Raw genomic sequence first — 19,169 nt, forward strand, 5'->3', positions numbered from 1 at the left:
ACAGACTACCGTTGCTCAGCTGTTATGAGCACTTCGGTGTGGCTTGGACCACTGAAGGGTAACCGAGCCAGATCACCTCGCGGCGGCAAACGTCGTGGTCAGCTCGCTGATCACCGGATCCCACAGCTCTTCGGGCAGGTCGTGGCCCATGCCCTCGAACAGCACCAGCCGGGCACGATCGATGGCCTCGGCGACCGCCTTGCCTCCCGAGGGCCGCATCAGCTTGTCGGCCAGGCCGTGAATGACCACAGTCGGCGCGGTGATCAGCCGGTCATAGGCGGCCAGGCTGCCGCTGGCCAGGATCGCGCCGAACTGCCGGGCGATGCCCCACGGGTAGTAGCTGCGTTCGTAGGCTTCGATGATGTTGGCCCGAAGTTGGTCTTCCGGGGCCGGGTAGCGCGGACTGCCGATGATCCGGCTGGCCCGCACCGCGTTGTCGATGATCACGTCGCGCGGAGAGTCCGGCGAGGGCCCGGTCAACAGCGCCATCAGTGCGCGCGGCGCCGGCGGGGGAAGAAAACGCCGGTTGTTGCTGGAGAAGATGACGGCCAGCGAACGCGTGCGGGGCGCGAACCGTGCGGCGAACACCTGCGCGATCATGCCGCCCATGGATGCGCCGACCACGTGCGCCTGCTCGATTCCGAGGTGATCCAGCAGGGCGGCGGCGTCGTCGGCCATGTCTTCGAGGGTGTAAACGGCCGGGCTGGGCTTGCCCATCCAGAACCGCGCCATCCGGGGCACCAGTGCGCCCCGGGAATGTTCGCGGCCCAGCTTGCTGGACAAGCCGACGTCGCGGTTGTCGTAGCGGATGACGCGCAGACCCTCGGCGACCAGCTTCTCGCAGAACCCGGTGCGCCACAGCAGCAGCTGAGCGCCCAGCCCCATCACCAGCAGCACCGGCGGATCCTCGGGGTTTCCCAGATCTTCGTAGAAGATCTCCAGATCGCCCGAGCGGGCGGTGCCGCTGCGCATCTCCACCAAGGTCAGACTCCCGGGTCGTCGTTGTCTTTGTGCTCGCGGCTGACATCGACCATGAAGTTGGCGAAGTAACCGGTCAGCTGTGGGTCGGACATCATCTGCCAGCGCGGCGCCAGCAGTTTCATGTAGCGCTCCACGTAGAGGAACTGCTTGCCGATGAGCACCAGCTCGCGCGGCAACTTGACGTCGTAGGCATCGGCCAGTGCGCCGAGCTGCTTGCCGATCTCGGAGTAAGACATGTCGCCCAGCGATTTCATCGTCAGCGGGGTGGCGAACGCCTCGAGATCCTTGGCGGCCTGGCCCTCGGGTTTGACGGTGCCCACCGCGCCCATTAACACCACGATCTTGCCGGCCGCGGCGTGATCCTTCTTGACCAGCAGCGCGTAGACCAGCTCGCGCAGCAGCCACCGGGTGCGGGGGTCGATGCGGCCCATGATCCCGAAGTCCAGGAACACCACCCGGCCCTCGTCATCCACCAGCAGATTGCCCGCGTGCAGGTCGCCGTGGAACAACCCGTGCCGCAGCCCGCCCTCGAAGGTCGAGAACAGCAGCGCCTTTACCAGCTCCACGCCGTCGAAACCGGCTTTGCGGATGGCGAGGGCGTCGTCGATGCGGGTGCCCGCCACGCGCTCCATCGTCAGCACCCGCTCGCTGGTGAAGTCCCAGTGCACGTCGGGCACCTTGATGTTCTTGCCGAGGGGGGAGGCGTGCAGGTGCGACACCCAGGTCTGCATCGACTGGCCCTCGATACGGAAGTCCAGCTCCTCGGCGAGATTGTCGGCGAAATCGGCGACCACATCACCGGCCGACAGTCGCCGGCCCAGCTTGGCCAGCTCCACCACCTGGGCGAAGCGTTTGAGGATCTGCAGGTCGGCCGCGACCCGCCGGCGGATGCCCGGCCGCTGGATCTTGACCACCACCTCCTCGCCGCTGTGCAGGGTGGCGAAGTGCACCTGGGCGATCGAGGCTGAGGCGATCGGGGTCTCGTCGAACTTCGCGAACAGCTCCTGCGGTTCGGCGCCCAGTTCCTCGACAAAAAGGGCATGTACCTCGGCCGGGTCGGCCGGCGGCACCGAGTCGAGCAGTCCGCGGAACTCGCGAGACAGCGGTTCGCCGAACGCGCCGGGACTCGAGGCAATGATCTGGCCGAACTTGACGTAGGTGGGGCCCAGATCGGCGAACGTCTGGGGCAGCTCGCGGATCACCTTCTGCTGGATCGGCCCGGGCCCGAGCAGCCGGGTGAACACCCGGGTGGCGGCGCGGGTGAGCTGCCAGCCCGTTGCGCCGATGCGGGCCGCCTCAACCGGCAGCGGCACCCGGTCCAGCTGGGCCACCTGGCGGGGTGGGGTCGAACTCATTGCTGCAGTCTGCCAAATCAGCGGCGGAAGTTCTCCGCCAGCGCATCGCCTCAGGGCTTGGCACCCGGGCGCCAGGGGGTCAGCCATGCGCCCGGTCGCCGAAAGTCTCCGCTCGGCGGGCGCGCATCCGTAGGTTTGTGTCATGCGGATCCTCGACGTCGAATCGACCGAGAAGTTCGTCGGGCCGGCCGATGCGCCCGCGCAACTGGTCCGCGTCGAATACGGCGAAACCGAGGTGGCGACACCGCTGCGTATCGACGGCGAGGGTCTGGCCGGGGAGGCCGTGGCCGAGCCCGGAAGCGGTGTCGTCGAGGTGCCGGTGACCGTCGACGACCCGGTGCCGGGTCAACAGCGGCCCGCCCAGGTCAACGGCAGCCGGTTCACGTTCACCGTCGCCGAACCCGGCTGGACGATGTTCATGATCGGCCACTTCCACTACGACCCGGTCTGGTGGAACACCCAGGCCAACTACACCAGCGTGTGGACCGAGAGCCCGCTCGGCGCGTGCCGGCAGACCAATGGGTTCGATCTGGTGCGCGGCCACCTCGACTGGGCCCGGGACCACCCCGACTACAAGTTCGTCCTGGCCGAGGTCGACTACCTCAAGCCCTACTGGGACACCCACCCGGCCGACCGCGCCGAGCTGCGCCGGCTGATCGCGCAGGGCCGGGTCGAGGTGATGGGCGGCACCTACAACGAGCCGTCCACCAACCTCACCGACGCCGAGACCACGATCCGCAACCTGGTGGCCGGGATGGGTTTTCAGCGCGACATCATGGGTGCCGCACCGGCCACGGCCTGGCAGCTCGACGTGTTCGGCCACGACCCGCAGTTCCCCGGGTTGGTCGCCGACGCCGGACTGACCTCCAGCGCCTGGGCGCGCGGGCCGTTTCATCAGTGGGGCCCGATGGCCGACCGGGGTGATCCGCGCCGCATGCAGTTCGCGTCCGAGTTCGAATGGATCGCGCCGTCCGGTCGCGGTCTGCTGACCCACTACATGCCCGCGCATTACGCGGCCGGCTGGTGGATGGACGCGAATGTGACCCTGGCCGCCGCCGAGGACGACGTCTACCGGTTGTTCACCGAAATGAAGAAGGTCGCCGCCACCCGCAACGTGCTGCTGCCGGTGGGCACCGACTTCACCCCGCCGAACCGCTGGATCGCCCAGATCCACCGCGACTGGAACACCCGCTACACCTGGCCGAAGTTCGTCTGCGCCGTGCCGAGTGAGTTCTTCGCCGCGGTGCGCGCCGAACTGGAGCAGCGCGGCACGGACCCGTCCCCGCAGACCCGGGACATGAACCCGATCTACACGGGCTGCCACGTCTCCTATATCGACACCAAGCAGGCCAACCGGGCCGCCGAGCAGGCGGTCCTGGACGCCGAGCGCTTCGCGGTGTTCGCCGCGGCGCTCACGGGCGTGGACTACCCGGAGGCGGCACTGGCCAAGGCCTGGGCACAACTGTCCTACGGCGCCCACCACGACGCCATCACCGGCTCGGAAGCCGACCAGGTCTACCTGGACCTGCTGACCGGCTGGCGCGACGCCTGGCAGGTGGGCGCCGACGCCCGCGACAACGCCCTGGCGGTGCTGTCGGGCCTGGTCGATACCGGCCAGGGTGACAGTGCCGTGGTGTGGAATCCGGCGGCCCGCGACCGCACCGACATCGTCACCGTGCACCTGGCGACACCGCTGTCGGCCGGGGCGCGCCTGGTCGCCCCGGACGGAACCGAACTGCCCGCCCACGTCGAACACGGCGGCAGCACCGTCAGCTGGCTGGCCCGCGACGTGCCGTCGCTGGGCTGGCAGACCTACCGGCTGCGGCCCACCGCGGACATCACCGGCTGGCAACCGGTGGACGGCACCCGGATCAGCAACGAGCACCACCAGCTGACCGCGGACCCTGATCGCGGCGGCGGTATCACCTCGTGGCGCCAGCAAGGCCGCGAAATGATCGTCGAAGGGGGCCTGGGCAACCAGCTCGCCGTCTACGACGAATACCCCAAACACCCGCAGTCCGGTGAGGGCCCATGGCATCTGGTGCCCAGCGGCAACCTGTTCACCTCCGCGGTCGCCCGCGATGTGACGGTGCAGGCCTACCGCGGACCGCTGGGGGAGCGGCTGGTGGTGTCCGGGCGGATCCGCAACGTGCTGGCCTACACCCAGACCCTGACGCTGTGGCACGGCGTGGACCGGGTGGACTGCTCCACCACCATCGACGAGTTCACCGGCGCCGATCACCTGCTGCGGCTGCGCTGGCCGTGCCCGGTGCCCGGCGCCCTGCCGGTCGCCGAGGTGGCCGACGCCGTCATCGGCCGCGGCTTCGGCCTGCTGCACGAGCCCAGCGGACGCTCGGTGGACACCGCGCGGCACCCGCGGACCCTCGACACCCCCGCGCACCGCTGGTTCGGGCTGTCGGCAACCGCGCGGATCAGCGTCGGCGACGCGAGCCGGGCGGTCGCGGTGGCCGAGGTAGTCACCGCGGGCTCCCCGGCGCGGGAGCTGATGGTGGCGCTGGTGCGCGCCGGGGTCACCGCCACCTGTTCGGTGGCCGAGGGGCCGCGCTACGGCAACCTCGACGTCGACTCCAACCTGCCCGACACCCGTATCGCGCTGGGCGGACCGGACCGCAACGCCTTCACCCGGGCCGTGCTGGACGCCGCCGATCCGGCCTACACCGCCGAGCTGCAACGCCAGCTCGATCGGCACGGCCGGGCCCGGGTGTGGGTGCCGGCCGAAAAGCCCCTCACCGAGGTCTGGGTGCCCGGGGCGGATCTCAGCGGCCCGCGCGCCCTGCCGGTACTGGTGATCGCCGGCCGCGACGACGACGCCTTGGTCGCCGAGATCGCCCGGGTGGCCGACGACCTGGCCGACGCCGAGATCGAGGTGGACCAACACGCCGACGCCGAGATGGCGCCCTTCCAGGCGCGCACCGTCGCACTGATCAACCGCGGCGTGCCCAGTTTCGCGGTGGACTGCGCGGGCACGTTGCACACCGCCCTGCTGCGCTCGTGCACCAGTTGGCCGTCAGCGGCCTGGGAAGACGACCCGCGCCGCACCGCGCCCGACGGCAGCGCCTTTCAACTGCAGCACTGGACGCACACCTTCGACTACGCGCTGGTGGCCGGCGACGGCGACTGGCGGCAGCTGGAGATGCCCGCGCGCAGTGCCGAATTCGCCGACCCGCTGCGGGCCGTGGCGGTGACCGGAGGTGATGGCCGGCTCCCGGCGAGCGGCTCGCTGCTGCGCATCGACCCCGCCGACGGGGTGGGCCTGGGGGCGCTCAAGGCGGCCGGCAACCCGATCGCGCGTGGCAGCGTGCAGCCCGTCGACCCGAACACCGTCACGCTGCGCCTGGTGGAAACGCGCGGCGCCGACGCCGCCGTCACACTGCGCAGCGACCTGGGCCCGGTGACCGTGTTGGGCCGGGCCGATCTGCTGGAGCAGCCGTACGAGCATCCCGCTCCGGATCGGCTGCACGGCTACGAGATCGCCACCGTCACCGCTCGCCTCGACATGGAAAAGCGGGGCGACGCCGTTGCTGCTTTGGCCCCCGAATCCGAGGCAGCCCAACCGCTCTACGCCCGCTATTGGCTGCACAATCGCGGGCCGGCGCCGCTGGGTGGGCTGCCGGTGACCCCGGCGCTGCACCCGCACCGGCTCGACACGGACGCAGGCGCACTGCTGAACCTGGAGCTGACGGTGGCCAGCGACTGCGTCGACGCGGTCGTGTCCGGTGCGCTGACGTGGCAGTGCCCGGCGGGCTGGGCGGTCGCGCCGGCCGAACAACCGGTGCGGTTGGCCGCCGGGGACCACACGTGCATCCCGGTGCGGGTGAGGGTTCCCGCCGACACCGGCCCAGGGCTGTATCCGCTGCGCGCGCGACTCGACCTGTTCGGTGACGTGCCACCGGCGTGGCGCCAGGCGGTCGAGGACGTGGCGGTGGTGCGGGTCGGCGATCCCGGTTCCGACCGGCTGCTCTACGTCGACGACCCGTCCGCGATCGAAGTCACCGCCGGACGCTCTGCCCGGCTGACCGTCCTGGTCGGCACCGACGCGCACGCCGCCCTGGCGGTCGAGGCGCACCTGATCAGCCCCTGGGGTACCTGGGAATGGGCCGGTCCGCCGGCCCAGGGTGCGGTGGTGCCGGCGCGCGGCCGGGTGGAGCTGAGCTTCGACATCGCCCCGCCGGTGTGGGCGACACCAGGCACCTGGTGGGCGCTGGTCCGGGTCGGCGGCGCGGGTGCGCTGGCCTATTCGGCCGCGGTGCCCCTGGTGGTGCTGGCGCCCGTGGGTGTCGACTGATGGCCGCGGTCCTCGCGCTGGATGTCGGTGGCACCAAGATCGCCGTCGGCCTGGTCGATCCCGGCGGATCACTGATCTACGCCGCCACCTTGCCCACCCAGGCCGATCAGGGCACCGAGGTGGTGTGGGCGGTGGTGGCCGAGCTGATCGACGGTGCCCTGCAACGGGCCGGCGGGCGGGTGGCCGCCGTGGGCATCGGCTCGGCCGGACCGATCGACGTCAACGCCGGAACCGTCAGCCCGGTCAACATCGGGGGCTGGCGCGGGTTCGCGCTGCGTGACCGGGTGGCCGCCGCGGTGCCCGGGGTTCCGGTCCGATTGGGTGGCGACGGCGTCTGCATGGCGCTCGGCGAGTACCGGCACGGCGCCGGGCGCGGCACCCGATCCATGCTGGGCATGGTGGTCTCCACCGGCGTGGGCGGTGGCCTGGTGGTCGACGGCGCGCCGTTGCACGGCCGTACCGGCAACGCGGGCCACGTGGGGCACGTCATCGTCGATCCCGACGGAGAGCGGTGCCGCTGCGGTGGCCGCGGCTGCGTCGAGACCATCGCCTCCGGTCCGTCGATGGTGCGCTGGGCGCTGGCCAACGGATGGACGCCGCAAGCATCCCCAGCAGATGCCAAAACGCTCGCCGCGGCCGCCGCTGCCGGTGACCCCGTGGCGCTGCGGGCTTTTCGGCGCGGCACCGACGCGCTGGCGGTGATGATCACCTCGGTGGCAGCGGTGTGCGACCTGGATCTGGTGGTGATCGGCGGGGGAGTCGCCCGCTCCGGTCCCCTGTTGTTCGACCCGCTGCGGATCGCGCTGGCCGAGCGTGCCGGGTTGGACTTCCTGGTGGGCCTGCAGGTGGTGCCCGCCGAACTCGGCGGCGACGCCGGGCTGGTGGGGGCGGCGGTGTTGGCCACCTTGCGTTGACTCTGCTTACTACCTACTGCCGATGGTTCGGCAACGGCCCCGCTCCCGGGGCTGAGTCAGCGTGAAAGGTGGTGGCGGCCCCACTCGCACAGCTGAGCCAGCACCGGGGCCAGAGTGTTCCCGTACTCAGAGATCGAATAGTGCACACAGGGCGGCACGGTACCGGCGTCGTGGCGTTCGATGATCCCGTCGGCGACGAGCTCGTGCAGATGACGGATGAGCATTCGTTCGGTGATGCCCGGGATGCTGCGACGTAGCTCCGCGGTCCGCATCGGCCCGTCGGCCAGGCGCCAGAGGATGGTGCCCTTCCAACGGCCGTTGATGACCGACAGTGCGGCGTCGATGGGGCAGTCACTGACGATTGTTTTCGATGCCGCCACCAGCGCTCCTTATGCTGACTAATTTGTCAGTACCTTGTTTTTTGTCAGCATAACCCTCACAGTGGCTTGTCGTGAAGCAGATCGTGGAAATACTTGCGCTGGTGGCGGTCGGGAGCCTGCTGGGTTCGGAGTTCGCGGTGGCGGCGTTTCTTCGTCCAATCCTCGGGTGCCTGCCCGACGAAGCCTTCTGGGCCGCCCGCGGGGGCGGCGCCGGGCTACTGGGGAAGGTGATGCCGTTCTGGTATCTGGCCTCATTCGCACTGCTGGTGGGGGTCGCCGTCGTCGCAGGCCCGCAGCGTTGGCTCATCGGTGTGGGCGCCGGCCTGATGGTGGTCGTCGTGGGACTGTCCGTGCTGGTGCTGGTGCCGATCAACAACAAGATCGCAGCGTGGCGCAGCGCCGACGACGTGTCGCGTGTGCTGGCCGCGCGTTGGGATCGACTGCACTGGTTGCGCGTCGCGATGCTGGCGGTGATCTTCGTGTCGCTCGTGGTCGGCGTGGTGATCGCTTAACGGCCGCCGGGCCGGTGGACGCCGTTTTGGCTGATCGGCCCTCGTCACGTTATGGTGTGTGGCGATCCACCAAAGACCGTCGGTCACCGAGCAATCGGTTGAAGGTCCGGGAACATCCCGGCGGCCCACGCAGGAGGACGAGGCACCGGCACCGCCGGCACACATTGTGACGCCCCGACCGCATCCTGCGTCGGGGCGTTCGTTATTTCCCGGGTGGAGCAAAACTTGAGACAACAACAGCGACACCGAGGAGGTATGCATGGCGCGGGCTGACAAGACCGCCGCCGTCGCGGAGATCGTCGAGCAGTTCAACGGCTCGACTGCCACCGTGATCACCGAGTACCGCGGTCTGACGGTTGCGAACCTGGCGGAGCTGCGGCGTTCGCTCAGTGGTGCGGCAACCTACGCGGTGGCGAAGAACACCCTGGTCAAACTGGCCGCGGCCGAGGCCGGAGTCGAAGGGCTCGACGAGCTGTTCGCGGGCCCGACGGCCATCGCGTTCGTTCAGGGCGAGCCGGTCGACGCCGCCAAGGCCATCAAGAAGTTCGCCAAGGACCACAAGGCGCTGGTCATCAAGGGCGGCTACATGGACGGTCGCGCGCTGACCGTCGCTGAGGTGGAGCGCATCGCCGACCTGGAGTCGCGCGAGGTGCTGCTGGCCAAGATGGCTGGTGCCATGAAGGCCAACCTGTCCAAGGCCGCCGGACTGTTCGCCGCCCCGGCGTCGCAGATGGCCCGCCTGGCAGCCGCACTGCAGGAGAAGAAGCCTGCCACGGAAGCCGCCCCTGCAGCACCTGCTGCCGAGGCGCCCGCCGAGGCGCCTGCCGAGACCGAAGCCGCGACGGAGACCGCCGAGGCTCCGGCCGAAGCCGCCGAATAACTAGGCACAACCCCAACCCAACTTCCCTAACCGGAATCAGAAAGGACCGAAATCATGGCCAAAATTTCCACCGAAGAGCTGCTCGACGTCTTCAAAGAGATGACTCTGCTGGAGCTGTCGGAGTTCGTGAAGCAGTTCGAGGAGACCTTCGACGTCACCGCTGCGGCCCCGGTCGCCGTGGCCGCCGCTGGCGCTGCCCCCGCTGCCGCTGAGGCCGGCGAGGAGCAGAGCGAGTTCGACGTCATCCTCGAGTCGGCTGGCGAGAAGAAGATCGGCGTGATCAAGGTGGTCCGCGAGGTCGTCTCCGGCCTGGGCCTCAAGGAAGCCAAGGACCTGGTCGACAGCGCGCCCAAGCCGCTGCTGGAGAAGGTCGCCAAGGAGGCTGCCGAGGACGCCAAGGCCAAGCTCGAGGCGGCTGGCGCCACCGTCACCGTCAAGTAGTTCCCGGAACAAGGGGAAGCCCCCGGAACCCGCGAGGTTCCGGGGGCTTCTGCTGTCTGCGGGATGGTGCTGTGCGGCCAGGTCGGCAGGCGTGGATGCCCACTCCGAGCACCGCGACGGTCAATCGCGGCAGCCGGCCGCCGGGCGGGTTGTCCTACTCCTGGAACTCCCGGTTCCTCGACGCCGCGACCTGTGAGTCGTTGGCTGCCGTGCAGCTGCCGCAACGGGTCGCGATGGGCTTCTGCGGCAACTGGACACCACTGACTGAGACGGACCGCCGATAACAGTCGCACCCGTGCGCTACAGTGGCCCAAGCCACAAGCCAGTCGTGGCACGAATAGACGTTGCGGAAGGACCTCAACTAATGGGTGTCGCCATCGAGGTACAGGGGCTTACCAAGTCCTTCGGATCGGCCCGGATCTGGGAAGACGTCTCCATGACAATTCCCGAGGGAGAGGTCAGCGTTCTGCTCGGTCCCTCCGGTACCGGCAAGTCCGTGTTCTTGAAGTCGCTGATCGGCCTCTTGCGCCCCGAGCGCGGTTCGATCGTCATCGACGGCACCGACATCCTGCAGTGTTCGGCCAAGGAGCTCTACGAGATCCGCACCCTGTTCGGCGTGCTGTTCCAGGACGGCGCCCTGTTCGGCTCGATGAACATCTACGACAACACCGCCTTCCCGCTGCGCGAGCACACCAAGAAGTCCGAGAAGGAAATCCGTGACATCGTCATGGAGAAGCTCGAGATGGTCGGTATGCCCAACGACGGCTACAAGTTCCCGGGTGAGATCTCCGGCGGTATGCGCAAGCGTGCCGGCCTGGCCCGCGCCCTGGTGCTGGACCCGAAGATCATCCTCTGTGACGAGCCGGACTCCGGCCTGGACCCGGTTCGCACGGCCTACCTGAGCCAGCTGCTGATCGACATCAACGCCCAGATCGACGCGACCATCCTCATCGTTACCCACAACATCAACATCGCCCGGACCGTGCCGGACAACATCGGGATGCTGTTCCGCAAGGAGCTGGTGATGTTCGGGCCCCGCGAGGTGCTGCTGACGTCCGACGAGCCGGTGGTGCGCCAGTTCCTCAACGGCCGACGGATCGGCCCGATCGGCATGTCCGAGGAGAAGGACCAGGCGACCGCGGCGGCCGAGGAGGCCATGATCGCCGCCGGGCAGAGCGACGGCGGCGTGGAAGAGATCGAGGGCGTGCCGCCTCAGCTGAGCGCGACCCCTGGCTTGCCGGAGCGCCAGGGTGTGGCCCGACGCCGGGCTCGGGTGCGCGAGATCCTGCACACCCTGCCCCCCAACGCCCAGGCGGCCATCCGGGACGAGCTGGAGGGCACCCACAAGTACGCCGTGCACGACTTCCCGGCAGACGAAGAGGCTCCCACCGCGTCGATCCCGACCCCGCCTGGCTGAATCCGCGCAGGCTCACCCCGTGTCAGCTCTTGACGGACGGACCTAAACGGTCCAATCTGGTCACCAGCACACGTGCGGAGAGCCCGGCGGAAGGTCAGCCAGCACCGATAGGGCCCCGGGGCATCGCAGTTGAGGATTGCGTCAGCCTGCGCTATTGTTGGACGTTGCGCTGGCTTCCTTCTGCCCATCCCTTACCCGCACCCGAACACCGCAGTACCAGCCTGAGTCACGTTATTGGCTCGTTTTGGCTTGTCACCTCGTGGTTTGGCTGTGCGTGAGACCGGACAGAGCGTTCGCCAGCCGAACCAACGGTCGAATATTCGCAGCGAACGGGTCCGGTGAGAGCCGGAATCCGCTGGCCGCATTAGGTGCTGGAAGGATGCATCTTGGCAGTCTCCCGCCAGAGCAAAAAGAACGCTTCAGGTACTACCACCCAGAATTCTCCCAATAGTTCTGTGCCCGGAGCCCCGAACCGGGTCTCCTTCGCCAAGCTGCGTGAACCCCTCGAGGTTCCGGGTCTGCTCGATGTGCAGACCGACTCGTTCCAGTGGCTGATCGGGGCGTCGGAGTGGCGCGAGAAGATGGCCGCGCAGACCGGTGCTGCGCCCAAGGGTGGCCTCGAAGAGGTTCTCGAAGAGCTGTCCCCGATTGAGGACTTCTCCGGCTCGATGTCGCTGTCGTTCTCCGACCCGCGGTTCGACGAGGTCAAGGCCCCGGTCGAGGAGTGCCGCGACAAGGACATGACGTACGCGGCCCCGCTGTTCGTCACCGCGGAGTTCATCAACAACAACACCGGCGAGATCAAGAGCCAGACGGTGTTCATGGGTGACTTCCCGATGATGACGGAGAAGGGCACCTTCATCATCAACGGCACCGAGCGGGTGGTGGTCTCCCAGCTGGTGCGTTCTCCTGGCGTGTACTTCGACGCCAACATCGACAAGTCGACCGAGAAGACGCTGCACTCGGTGAAGGTGATCCCGGGCCGCGGCGCCTGGCTGGAGTTCGACGTCGACAAGCGCGACCTGGTGGGCGTTCGTATCGACCGCAAGCGCCGGCAGCCGGTCACCGTGCTGCTCAAGGCGCTGGGCTGGACCTCCGAGCAGATCCGCGAGCGCTTCGGCTTCTCCGAGATCATGATGTCGACGCTGGAGAAGGACAACGCCGCCAACTCCGACGAGGCGCTGCTGGACATCTACCGCAAGCTGCGTCCGGGCGAGCCCCCCACCAAGGAGTCCGCGCAGACGCTGCTGGAGAACCTGTTCTTCAAGGAGAAGCGCTACGACCTGGCGCGGGTGGGTCGCTACAAGATCAACAAGAAGCTGGGCCTGACCGCCAACCCGGGCGAGTCGCAGCCGACCACGCTGACCGAAGAGGACATCGTGGCCACCATCGAGTACCTGGTGCGTCTGCACCAGGCCGCTCAGGATGGCGTATCGGCCACCATGACGGTGCCTGGTGGTGTCGAGGTTCCCGTCGAGGTCGACGACATCGACCACTTCGGAAACCGCCGTCTGCGCACCGTGGGTGAGCTGATCCAGAACCAGATCCGGGTCGGTCTGTCCCGGATGGAGCGCGTGGTCCGTGAGCGGATGACCACTCAGGACGTCGAGGCCATCACGCCGCAGACCCTGATCAACATCCGCCCGGTGGTCGCCGCGATCAAGGAGTTCTTCGGCACCAGCCAGCTCTCCCAGTTCATGGACCAGAACAACCCGCTGTCGGGTCTGACCCACAAGCGCCGGCTGTCGGCGCTGGGGCCGGGCGGTCTGTCGCGTGAGCGGGCCGGCCTGGAAGTTCGTGACGTGCACCCGTCCCACTACGGCCGGATGTGTCCGATCGAGACCCCGGAAGGCCCCAACATCGGTCTGATCGGATCGCTGTCGGTGTACGCACGGGTCAACCCGTTCGGCTTCATCGAGACCCCCTACCGCAAGGTCAACGACGGTGTGGTCAGCGATGACATCGAGTACCTGACCGCCGACGAGGAGGACCGCCACGTTGTGGCGCAGGCCAACTCGCCGCTGGAGGACGACGGCCGCTTCAGCGAGGACCGCGTTCTGGTCCGCCGTAAGGGTGGCGAAGTCGAGTACGTCTCCTCCGCCGAGGTCGACTACATGGACGTCTCGCCGCGCCAGATGGTGTCGGTGGCCACGGCCATGATCCCGTTCCTCGAGCACGACGACGCCAACCGCGCCCTGATGGGTGCCAACATGCAGCGTCAGGCGGTTCCGCTGGTGCGCAGCGAGGCACCGCTGGTGGGTACCGGCATGGAACTGCGCGCCGCGATCGACGCCGGCGACGTGATCGTCGCCGACAAGACCGGTGTCATCGAGGAGGTGTCCGCCGACTACGTCACGGTTATGGCCGATGACGGCACCCGGCAGACCTACCGGATGCGCAAGTTCAACCGGTCCAACCACGGCACCTGCGCCAACCAGCGTCCGATCGTCGACGCCGGCCAGCGTGTCGAGACCGGCCAGGTGATCGCGGACGGCCCGTGCACCGACAACGGTGAGATGGCCCTGGGCAAGAACCTGCTCGTGGCGATCATGCCGTGGGAAGGGCACAACTACGAGGACGCGATCATCCTGTCCAACAGGCTGGTCGAAGAGGACACGCTGACCTCGATCCACATCGAGGAGCACGAGATCGACGCCCGTGACACCAAGCTGGGCGCCGAGGAGATCACCCGGGACATCCCGAACGTCTCCGACGAGGTGCTGGCCGACCTCGACGAGCGCGGCATCGTCCGCATCGGCGCCGAGGTCCGCGACGGCGACATCCTGGTCGGCAAGGTCACCCCCAAGGGTGAGACCGAGCTGACGCCCGAGGAGCGGCTGCTGCGCGCGATCTTCGGCGAGAAGGCCCGGGAAGTCCGCGACACCTCCCTGAAGGTGCCGCACGGCGAGTCCGGCAAGGTCATCGGCATCCGGGTGTTCTCCCGCGAGGACGACGACGAGCTGCCCGCCGGGGTCAACGAGCTGGTGCGCGTCTACGTCGCGCAGAAGCGCAAGATCTCCGACGGTGACAAGCTGGCCGGTCGCCACGGCAACAAGGGCGTCATCGGCAAGATCCTGCCGGCCGAGGACATGCCGTTCCTGCCGGACGGCACCCCGGTCGACATCATCTTGAACACCCACGGTGTGCCGCGACGGATGAACATCGGTCAGATCCTGGAGACCCACCTGGGCTGGATCGCCAAGACCGGTTGGAACATCGACGTGGCGGCCGGTGTGCCGGACTGGGCGGACAAGCTCCCCGAGGAGCTGTACGCCGCCGGGCCCGACACCCGCACCGCGACGCCGGTGTTCGACGGTGCGCGGGAGGCCGAGCTGCAGGGTCTGCTGTCCTCGACGCTGACCAACCGCGACGGCGAGGTCATGGTCAACGGTGACGGCAAGGCGATGCTGTTCGACGGTCGCTCCGGTGAGCCGTTCCCGTACCCGGTGACCGTCGGCTACATGTACATCATGAAGCTGCACCACCTGGTGGACGACAAGATCCACGCGCGTTCCACCGGCCCGTACTCGATGATCACCCAGCAGCCGCTGGGCGGTAAGGCGCAGTTCGGTGGCCAGCGGTTCGGTGAGATGGAGTGCTGGGCCATGCAGGCCTACGGTGCGGCGTACACGCTGCAGGAGTTGCTGACGATCAAGTCCGACGACACGGTCGGTCGTGTCAAGGTCTACGAGGCGATCGTCAAGGGCGAGAACATCCCCGAACCGGGTATCCCGGAGTCCTTCAAGGTGCTGCTCAAAGAGCTGCAGTCGCTGTGCCTCAACGTTGAGGTGCTGGCGAAGGACGGTGCGGCGATCGAATTGCGCGAAGGCGAGGACGAGGACCTGGAGCGGGCAGCCGCGAACCTGGGAATCAACCTGTCCCGCAACGAATCCGCCTCTGTTGAGGACCTCGCTTAATTACTCGCTACTAAACCCGCAAGGGGAAAGGGAGTTACGTGCTCGACGTCAACTTCTTCGATGAGCTCCGCATCGGCCTGGCGACCGCGGAGGACATCCGGCAATGGTCCTACGGTGAGGTCAAGAAGCCGGAAACGATCAACTACCGCACGCTCAAGCCCGAGAAGGACGGCCTGTTCTGCGAGAAGATCTTCGGACCGACTCGCGACTGGGAGTGCTACTGCGGCAAGTACAAGCGGGTGCGCTTCAAGGGCATCATCTGTGAGCGCTGTGGCGTCGAGGTGACTCGCGCCAAGGTGCGTCGTGAGCGGATGGGCCACATCGAACTGGCCGCCCCGGTCACCCACATCTGGTACTTCAAGGGCGTGCCGTCTCGCTTGGGTTACCTGCTGGACCTGGCGCCCAAGGATCTCGAAAAGATCATCTACTTCGCGGCCTACGTGATCACCAGCGTCGACACCGAGATGCGCCACAACGAGCTGTCCACGCTGGAAGCCGAGATGGTCGTCGAGAAGAAGGCCGTCGAGGACCAGCGCGACGCCGACCTGGAGGCCCGCGCCCAGAAGCTCGAGACCGACCTGGCCGAGCTGGAGGCCGAGGGCGCGAAAGCCGATGTGCGCCGCAAGGTTCGCGACGGCGGCGAGCGCGAGATGCGTCAGCTGCGCGACCGTGCTCAGCGTGAATTGGACCGCCTCGACAACATCTGGGACACCTTCGTCAAGCTGGCTCCCAAGCAGCTGATCGTCGACGAGACCGTCTACCGCGAGCTGGTGGACCGCTACGGCGAGTACTTCACCGGTGCCATGGGTGCCGAGTCGATCCAGAAGCTCATCGAGACCTTCGACATCGACGCCGAGGCCGAGCTGCTGCGCGACATCATCAAGAACGGCAAGGGGCAGAAGAAGCTTCGTGCCCTCAAGCGCCTCAAGGTGGTCGCCGCATTCCAGCAGTCGGGTAACTCCCCGATGGGCATGGTTCTGGACGCGGTGCCGGTGATCCCGCCGGAGCTGCGTCCGATGGTGCAGCTCGACGGTGGCCGCTTCGCGACCTCCGACCTCAACGACCTGTACCGCCGGGTCATCAACCGCAACAACCGCCTCAAGCGACTGATCGACCTCGGCGCCCCCGAGATCATCGTCAACAACGAGAAGCGGATGCTGCAGGAGTCCGTCGACGCGCTGTTCGACAACGGACGTCGTGGCCGGCCGGTCACCGGACCGGGCAACCGTCCGCTGAAGTCGCTCTCCGACCTGCTCAAGGGCAAGCAGGGCCGGTTCCGTCAGAACCTGCTCGGCAAGCGTGTCGACTACTCCGGCCGTTCGGTCATCGTGGTCGGCCCGCAGCTCAAGCTGCACCAGTGCGGTCTGCCCAAGCTGATGGCCCTGGAGCTGTTCAAGCCGTTCGTGATGAAGCGACTGGTTGACCTCAACCACGCGCAGAACATCAAGAGCGCCAAGCGGATGGTGGAGCGTCAGCGTCCTCAGGTGTGGGACGTCCTCGAAGAGGTCATCGCCGAGCACCCGGTGCTGCTCAACCGTGCACCCACGCTGCACCGCCTGGGCATTCAGGCCTTCGAGCCGCAGCTGGTGGAAGGCAAGGCCATTCAGCTGCACCCGCTGGTGTGTGAGGCCTTCAACGCCGACTTCGACGGTGACCAGATGGCGGTGCACCTGCCGCTGAGCGCCGAGGCGCAGGCCGAGGCCCGCATCCTGATGCTGTCGTCGAACAACATCCTGTCGCCGGCCTCGGGTCGGCCGCTGGCCATGCCGCGTCTGGACATGGTCACCGGGCTGTACTACCTGACCACCGAGATCGAAGGTGAGACAGGCGAATACACCCCGGCAGCCAAGGACCGCCCGGAGACCGGCGTGTACGCCTCGCCGGCCGAGGCGATCATGGCCGTCGACCGTGGTGCGTTGAGCGTGCGGGCCAGGATCAAGGTGCGTCTGGACCAGCTGCGGCCGCCGGCCGAGGTGGAGACCGAGCTGTTCGGGGTCAACGGCTGGCGCCCGGGCGGTGCCTGGATCGCCGAGACCACGCTGGGCCGGGTGTTGTTCAACGAGCTGCTGCCGACCGGCTACCCGTTCGTGAACAAGCAGATGCACAAGAAGGTTCAGGCCGTCATCATCAACGACCTGGCTGAGCGCTACCCGATGATTGTGGTCGCCCAGACCGTCGACAAGCTCAAGGACGCCGGCTTCCACTGGGCCACCCGTTCGGGTGTCACGGTTTCGATGGCCGACGTGCTGGTGCCGCCGCGCAAGAAGGAGATCCTCGACTCCTACGAGGAGCGTGCCGACAAGCTGGAGAAGCAGTTCCAGCGTGGCGCTCTCAACCGCGAAGAGCGCAACGAGGCGCTGGTGGAGATCTGGAAGGAAGCCACCGAGGAAGTGGGTCAGGCGCTGCGTGACCACTACCCGGCCGACAACCCGATCATCACCATCGTCGACTCCGGTGCTACGGGTAACTTCACCCAGACCCGGACGCTGGCCGGCATGAAGGGTCTGGTGACCAACCCGAAGGGTGAGTTCATCCCGCGCCCGATCAAGTCCTCCTTCCGTGAGGGCCTGACGGTGTTGGAGTACTTCATCAACACCCACGGCGCCCGAAAGGGCTTGGCGGACACCGCCCTGCGTACCGCTGACTCGGGTTACCTGACGCGTCGTCTGGTCGACGTGTCCCAGGACGTGATCGTGCGCGAGCACGACTGCGGCACCGAGCGCGGCATCATGGTGGAGCTGGCCGAGGTGGCCGCGGACGGATCGCTGATCCGCAACCCGTTCATCGAGACGTCGGCCTACGCCCGCACGTTGGCAGTCGACGCGGCCGACGAGAAGGGCAAGGTCGTCATCGAGCGCGGCCACGACCTCGGCGACCCGTCGATCGAGGCGCTGCTGGCTGCCGGCATCGCGCAGGTCAAGGTGCGCTCGGTGTTGACCTGCGCCACCGGAACCGGCGTGTGTGCCACCTGCTACGGCCGCTCGATGGCCACCGGCAAGCTGGTCGACATCGGTGAGGCGGTCGGCATCGTCGCGGCCCAGTCCATCGGTGAGCCCGGTACTCAGCTGACCATGCGTACCTTCCACCAGGGTGGCGTCGGTGACGACATCACCGGTGGTCTGCCGCGTGTGCAGGAGCTGTTCGAGGCCCGGATTCCGCGCGGCAAGGCGCCGATCGCCGACGTCGCCGGACGGGTGCAGCTGGAAGAGGGCGAGAAGTTCTACAAGATCACGATCGTGCCGGATGACGGTGGCGAGGAAGTGGTCTACGACAAGCTGCCCAAGCGCCAGCGGCTGCGCGTGTTCAAGCACGAGGACGGCTCGGAGCGGTTGCTGGCTGACGGCGACCACGTCGAGGTCGGCCAGCAGCTCATGGAGGGCTCGGCCGACCCGCACGAGGTGCTGCGTGTGCAGGGCCCGCGCGAGGTGCAGATCCACCTGGTCAACGAGGTTCAGCAGGTCTACCGGGCCCAGGGTGTGTCGATCCATGACAAGCACATCGAGGTGATCGTCCGGCAGATGCTGCGCCGGGTGACCATCATCGACTCGGGCGCCACGGAGTTCCTGCCCGGTTCGCTGACCGAGCGGGCCGAGTTCGAGACCGCGAACCGTCGGGTGGTGGCTGAGGGCCTCGAGCCCGCGGCCGGACGTCCGGTGCTGATGGGTATCACCAAGGCGTCGCTGGCCACCGACTCGTGGCTGTCGGCGGCGTCCTTCCAGGAGACCACGCGCGTGCTGACCGATGCGGCGATCAACTGCCGCAGCGACAAGCTGCAGGGTCTGAAGGAGAACGTGATCATCGGCAAGCTGATCCCGGCCGGCACCGGCATCAACCGGTACCGCAACATCGCCGTGCAGCCCACCGAGGAGGCCCGGGCCGCTGCGTACACGATCCCGTCCTACGAGGATCAGTACTACAGCCCGGACTTCGGCGCCGCCACCGGTGCCGCGGTTCCGCTGGACGACTACGGGTACAGCGACTACCGCTAGATCCGTTCTGCGCGAGCAGTCCCGAAAGCCCCCATTTCGAACTCGAAATGGGGGCTTTCGCGTCTTGTCGCGGCGCG

General features: G+C 67.7%; 12 protein-coding genes. 9 read left to right on the top strand and 3 right to left on the bottom strand.

What is annotated here, in order from left to right:
- Positions 1 to 72 precede the first annotated feature (72 nt).
- Positions 73 to 978: an alpha/beta fold hydrolase gene (locus tag N416_RS0104790; RefSeq protein WP_024440988.1), complete on the bottom strand. Its 906-nt coding sequence runs from the start codon at positions 976 to 978 to the stop codon at positions 73 to 75.
- Positions 979 to 983: 5 nt separating this feature from the next.
- Complete coding sequence (locus tag N416_RS0104795; RefSeq protein WP_024440989.1) at positions 984 to 2,336, bottom strand: AarF/ABC1/UbiB kinase family protein; 1,353 nt, start codon at positions 2,334 to 2,336, stop codon at positions 984 to 986.
- A 142-nt stretch (positions 2,337 to 2,478) separates the two neighbouring features.
- On the opposite strand from N416_RS0104795, the gene N416_RS0104800 reads away from it, so the two are divergent.
- Both N416_RS0104800 and N416_RS0104805 read left to right on the top strand, forming a co-directional pair.
- Complete coding sequence (locus N416_RS0104800) at positions 2,479 to 6,642, top strand: NEW3 domain-containing protein (RefSeq protein WP_024440990.1); 4,164 nt, start codon at positions 2,479 to 2,481, stop codon at positions 6,640 to 6,642.
- Entirely contained in the window at positions 6,642 to 7,556 is a 915-nt protein-coding gene (locus tag N416_RS0104805; protein ID WP_024440991.1) for an ROK family protein, read from the top strand. The genes N416_RS0104800 and N416_RS0104805 overlap by 1 nt, the downstream gene beginning before the upstream one ends.
- Positions 7,557 to 7,612: 56 nt before the next feature.
- Here N416_RS0104805 and N416_RS0104810 read toward each other — a convergent pair whose 3' ends face one another.
- Positions 7,613 to 7,936: a helix-turn-helix domain-containing protein gene (locus tag N416_RS0104810; RefSeq protein WP_024440992.1), complete on the bottom strand. Its 324-nt coding sequence runs from the start codon at positions 7,934 to 7,936 to the stop codon at positions 7,613 to 7,615.
- 71 nt (positions 7,937 to 8,007) lie between these two features.
- Here N416_RS0104810 and N416_RS0104815 point away from each other — a divergent pair, with 71 nt between their 5' ends.
- From N416_RS0104815 to N416_RS0104845, 7 genes are all read left to right on the top strand, one after another.
- Positions 8,008 to 8,448 carry an anthrone oxygenase family protein gene (locus N416_RS0104815; RefSeq protein ID WP_024440993.1) on the top strand — a complete coding sequence of 147 codons (441 nt, stop codon included), beginning with the start codon at positions 8,008 to 8,010 and terminating at the stop codon, positions 8,446 to 8,448.
- Positions 8,449 to 8,707: 259 nt separating this feature from the next.
- Positions 8,708 to 9,328, top strand: a complete 621-nt coding sequence (rplJ, locus tag N416_RS0104820; protein WP_024440994.1) for a 50S ribosomal protein L10 — start codon at positions 8,708 to 8,710, stop codon at positions 9,326 to 9,328.
- A 54-nt stretch (positions 9,329 to 9,382) separates the two neighbouring features.
- Positions 9,383 to 9,769, top strand: coding sequence for a 50S ribosomal protein L7/L12 (rplL, locus tag N416_RS0104825; protein WP_024440995.1), 387 nt, complete (start codon positions 9,383 to 9,385; stop codon positions 9,767 to 9,769).
- 95 nt (positions 9,770 to 9,864) lie between these two features.
- Positions 9,865 to 10,053 (top strand): carotenoid oxygenase family protein, encoded by a 189-nt coding sequence (locus N416_RS24220; protein WP_024440996.1) that lies wholly within the window; start codon positions 9,865 to 9,867, stop codon positions 10,051 to 10,053.
- 80 nt (positions 10,054 to 10,133) lie between these two features.
- Positions 10,134 to 11,186, top strand: coding sequence for an ABC transporter ATP-binding protein (locus tag N416_RS0104835; protein WP_024440997.1), 1,053 nt, complete (start codon positions 10,134 to 10,136; stop codon positions 11,184 to 11,186).
- Between the two features lie 386 nt (positions 11,187 to 11,572).
- Complete coding sequence (locus N416_RS0104840; RefSeq protein ID WP_164517861.1) at positions 11,573 to 15,103, top strand: DNA-directed RNA polymerase subunit beta; 3,531 nt, start codon at positions 11,573 to 11,575, stop codon at positions 15,101 to 15,103.
- A gap of 38 nt (positions 15,104 to 15,141) precedes the next feature.
- Positions 15,142 to 19,092 carry a DNA-directed RNA polymerase subunit beta' gene (locus tag N416_RS0104845; protein WP_024440999.1) on the top strand — a complete coding sequence of 1,317 codons (3,951 nt, stop codon included), beginning with the start codon at positions 15,142 to 15,144 and terminating at the stop codon, positions 19,090 to 19,092.
- Positions 19,093 to 19,169: the final 77 nt, after the last annotated feature.

This window comes from Mycobacterium sp. UM_WGJ, from assembly GCF_000455125.1.
In the GTDB taxonomy this organism is placed as follows: domain Bacteria; phylum Actinomycetota; class Actinomycetes; order Mycobacteriales; family Mycobacteriaceae; genus Mycobacterium.

Bases quoted from the DNA above. Each gene is read 5' to 3' on its own strand.
- N416_RS0104795 (WP_024440989.1), bottom strand. From the start codon at position 2,336: ATGAGTTCGACCCCACCCCGCCAGGTGGCCCAGCTGGACCGGGTGCCG.
- N416_RS0104800 (WP_024440990.1), top strand. From the start codon at position 2,479: ATGCGGATCCTCGACGTCGAATCGACCGAGAAGTTCGTCGGGCCGGCC.
- N416_RS0104805 (WP_024440991.1), top strand. From the start codon at position 6,642: ATGGCCGCGGTCCTCGCGCTGGATGTCGGTGGCACCAAGATCGCCGTC.
- rplJ (WP_024440994.1), top strand. From the start codon at position 8,708: ATGGCGCGGGCTGACAAGACCGCCGCCGTCGCGGAGATCGTCGAGCAG.
- rplL (WP_024440995.1), top strand. From the start codon at position 9,383: ATGGCCAAAATTTCCACCGAAGAGCTGCTCGACGTCTTCAAAGAGATG.
- N416_RS24220 (WP_024440996.1), top strand. From the start codon at position 9,865: ATGCCCACTCCGAGCACCGCGACGGTCAATCGCGGCAGCCGGCCGCCG.
- N416_RS0104835 (WP_024440997.1), top strand. From the start codon at position 10,134: ATGGGTGTCGCCATCGAGGTACAGGGGCTTACCAAGTCCTTCGGATCG.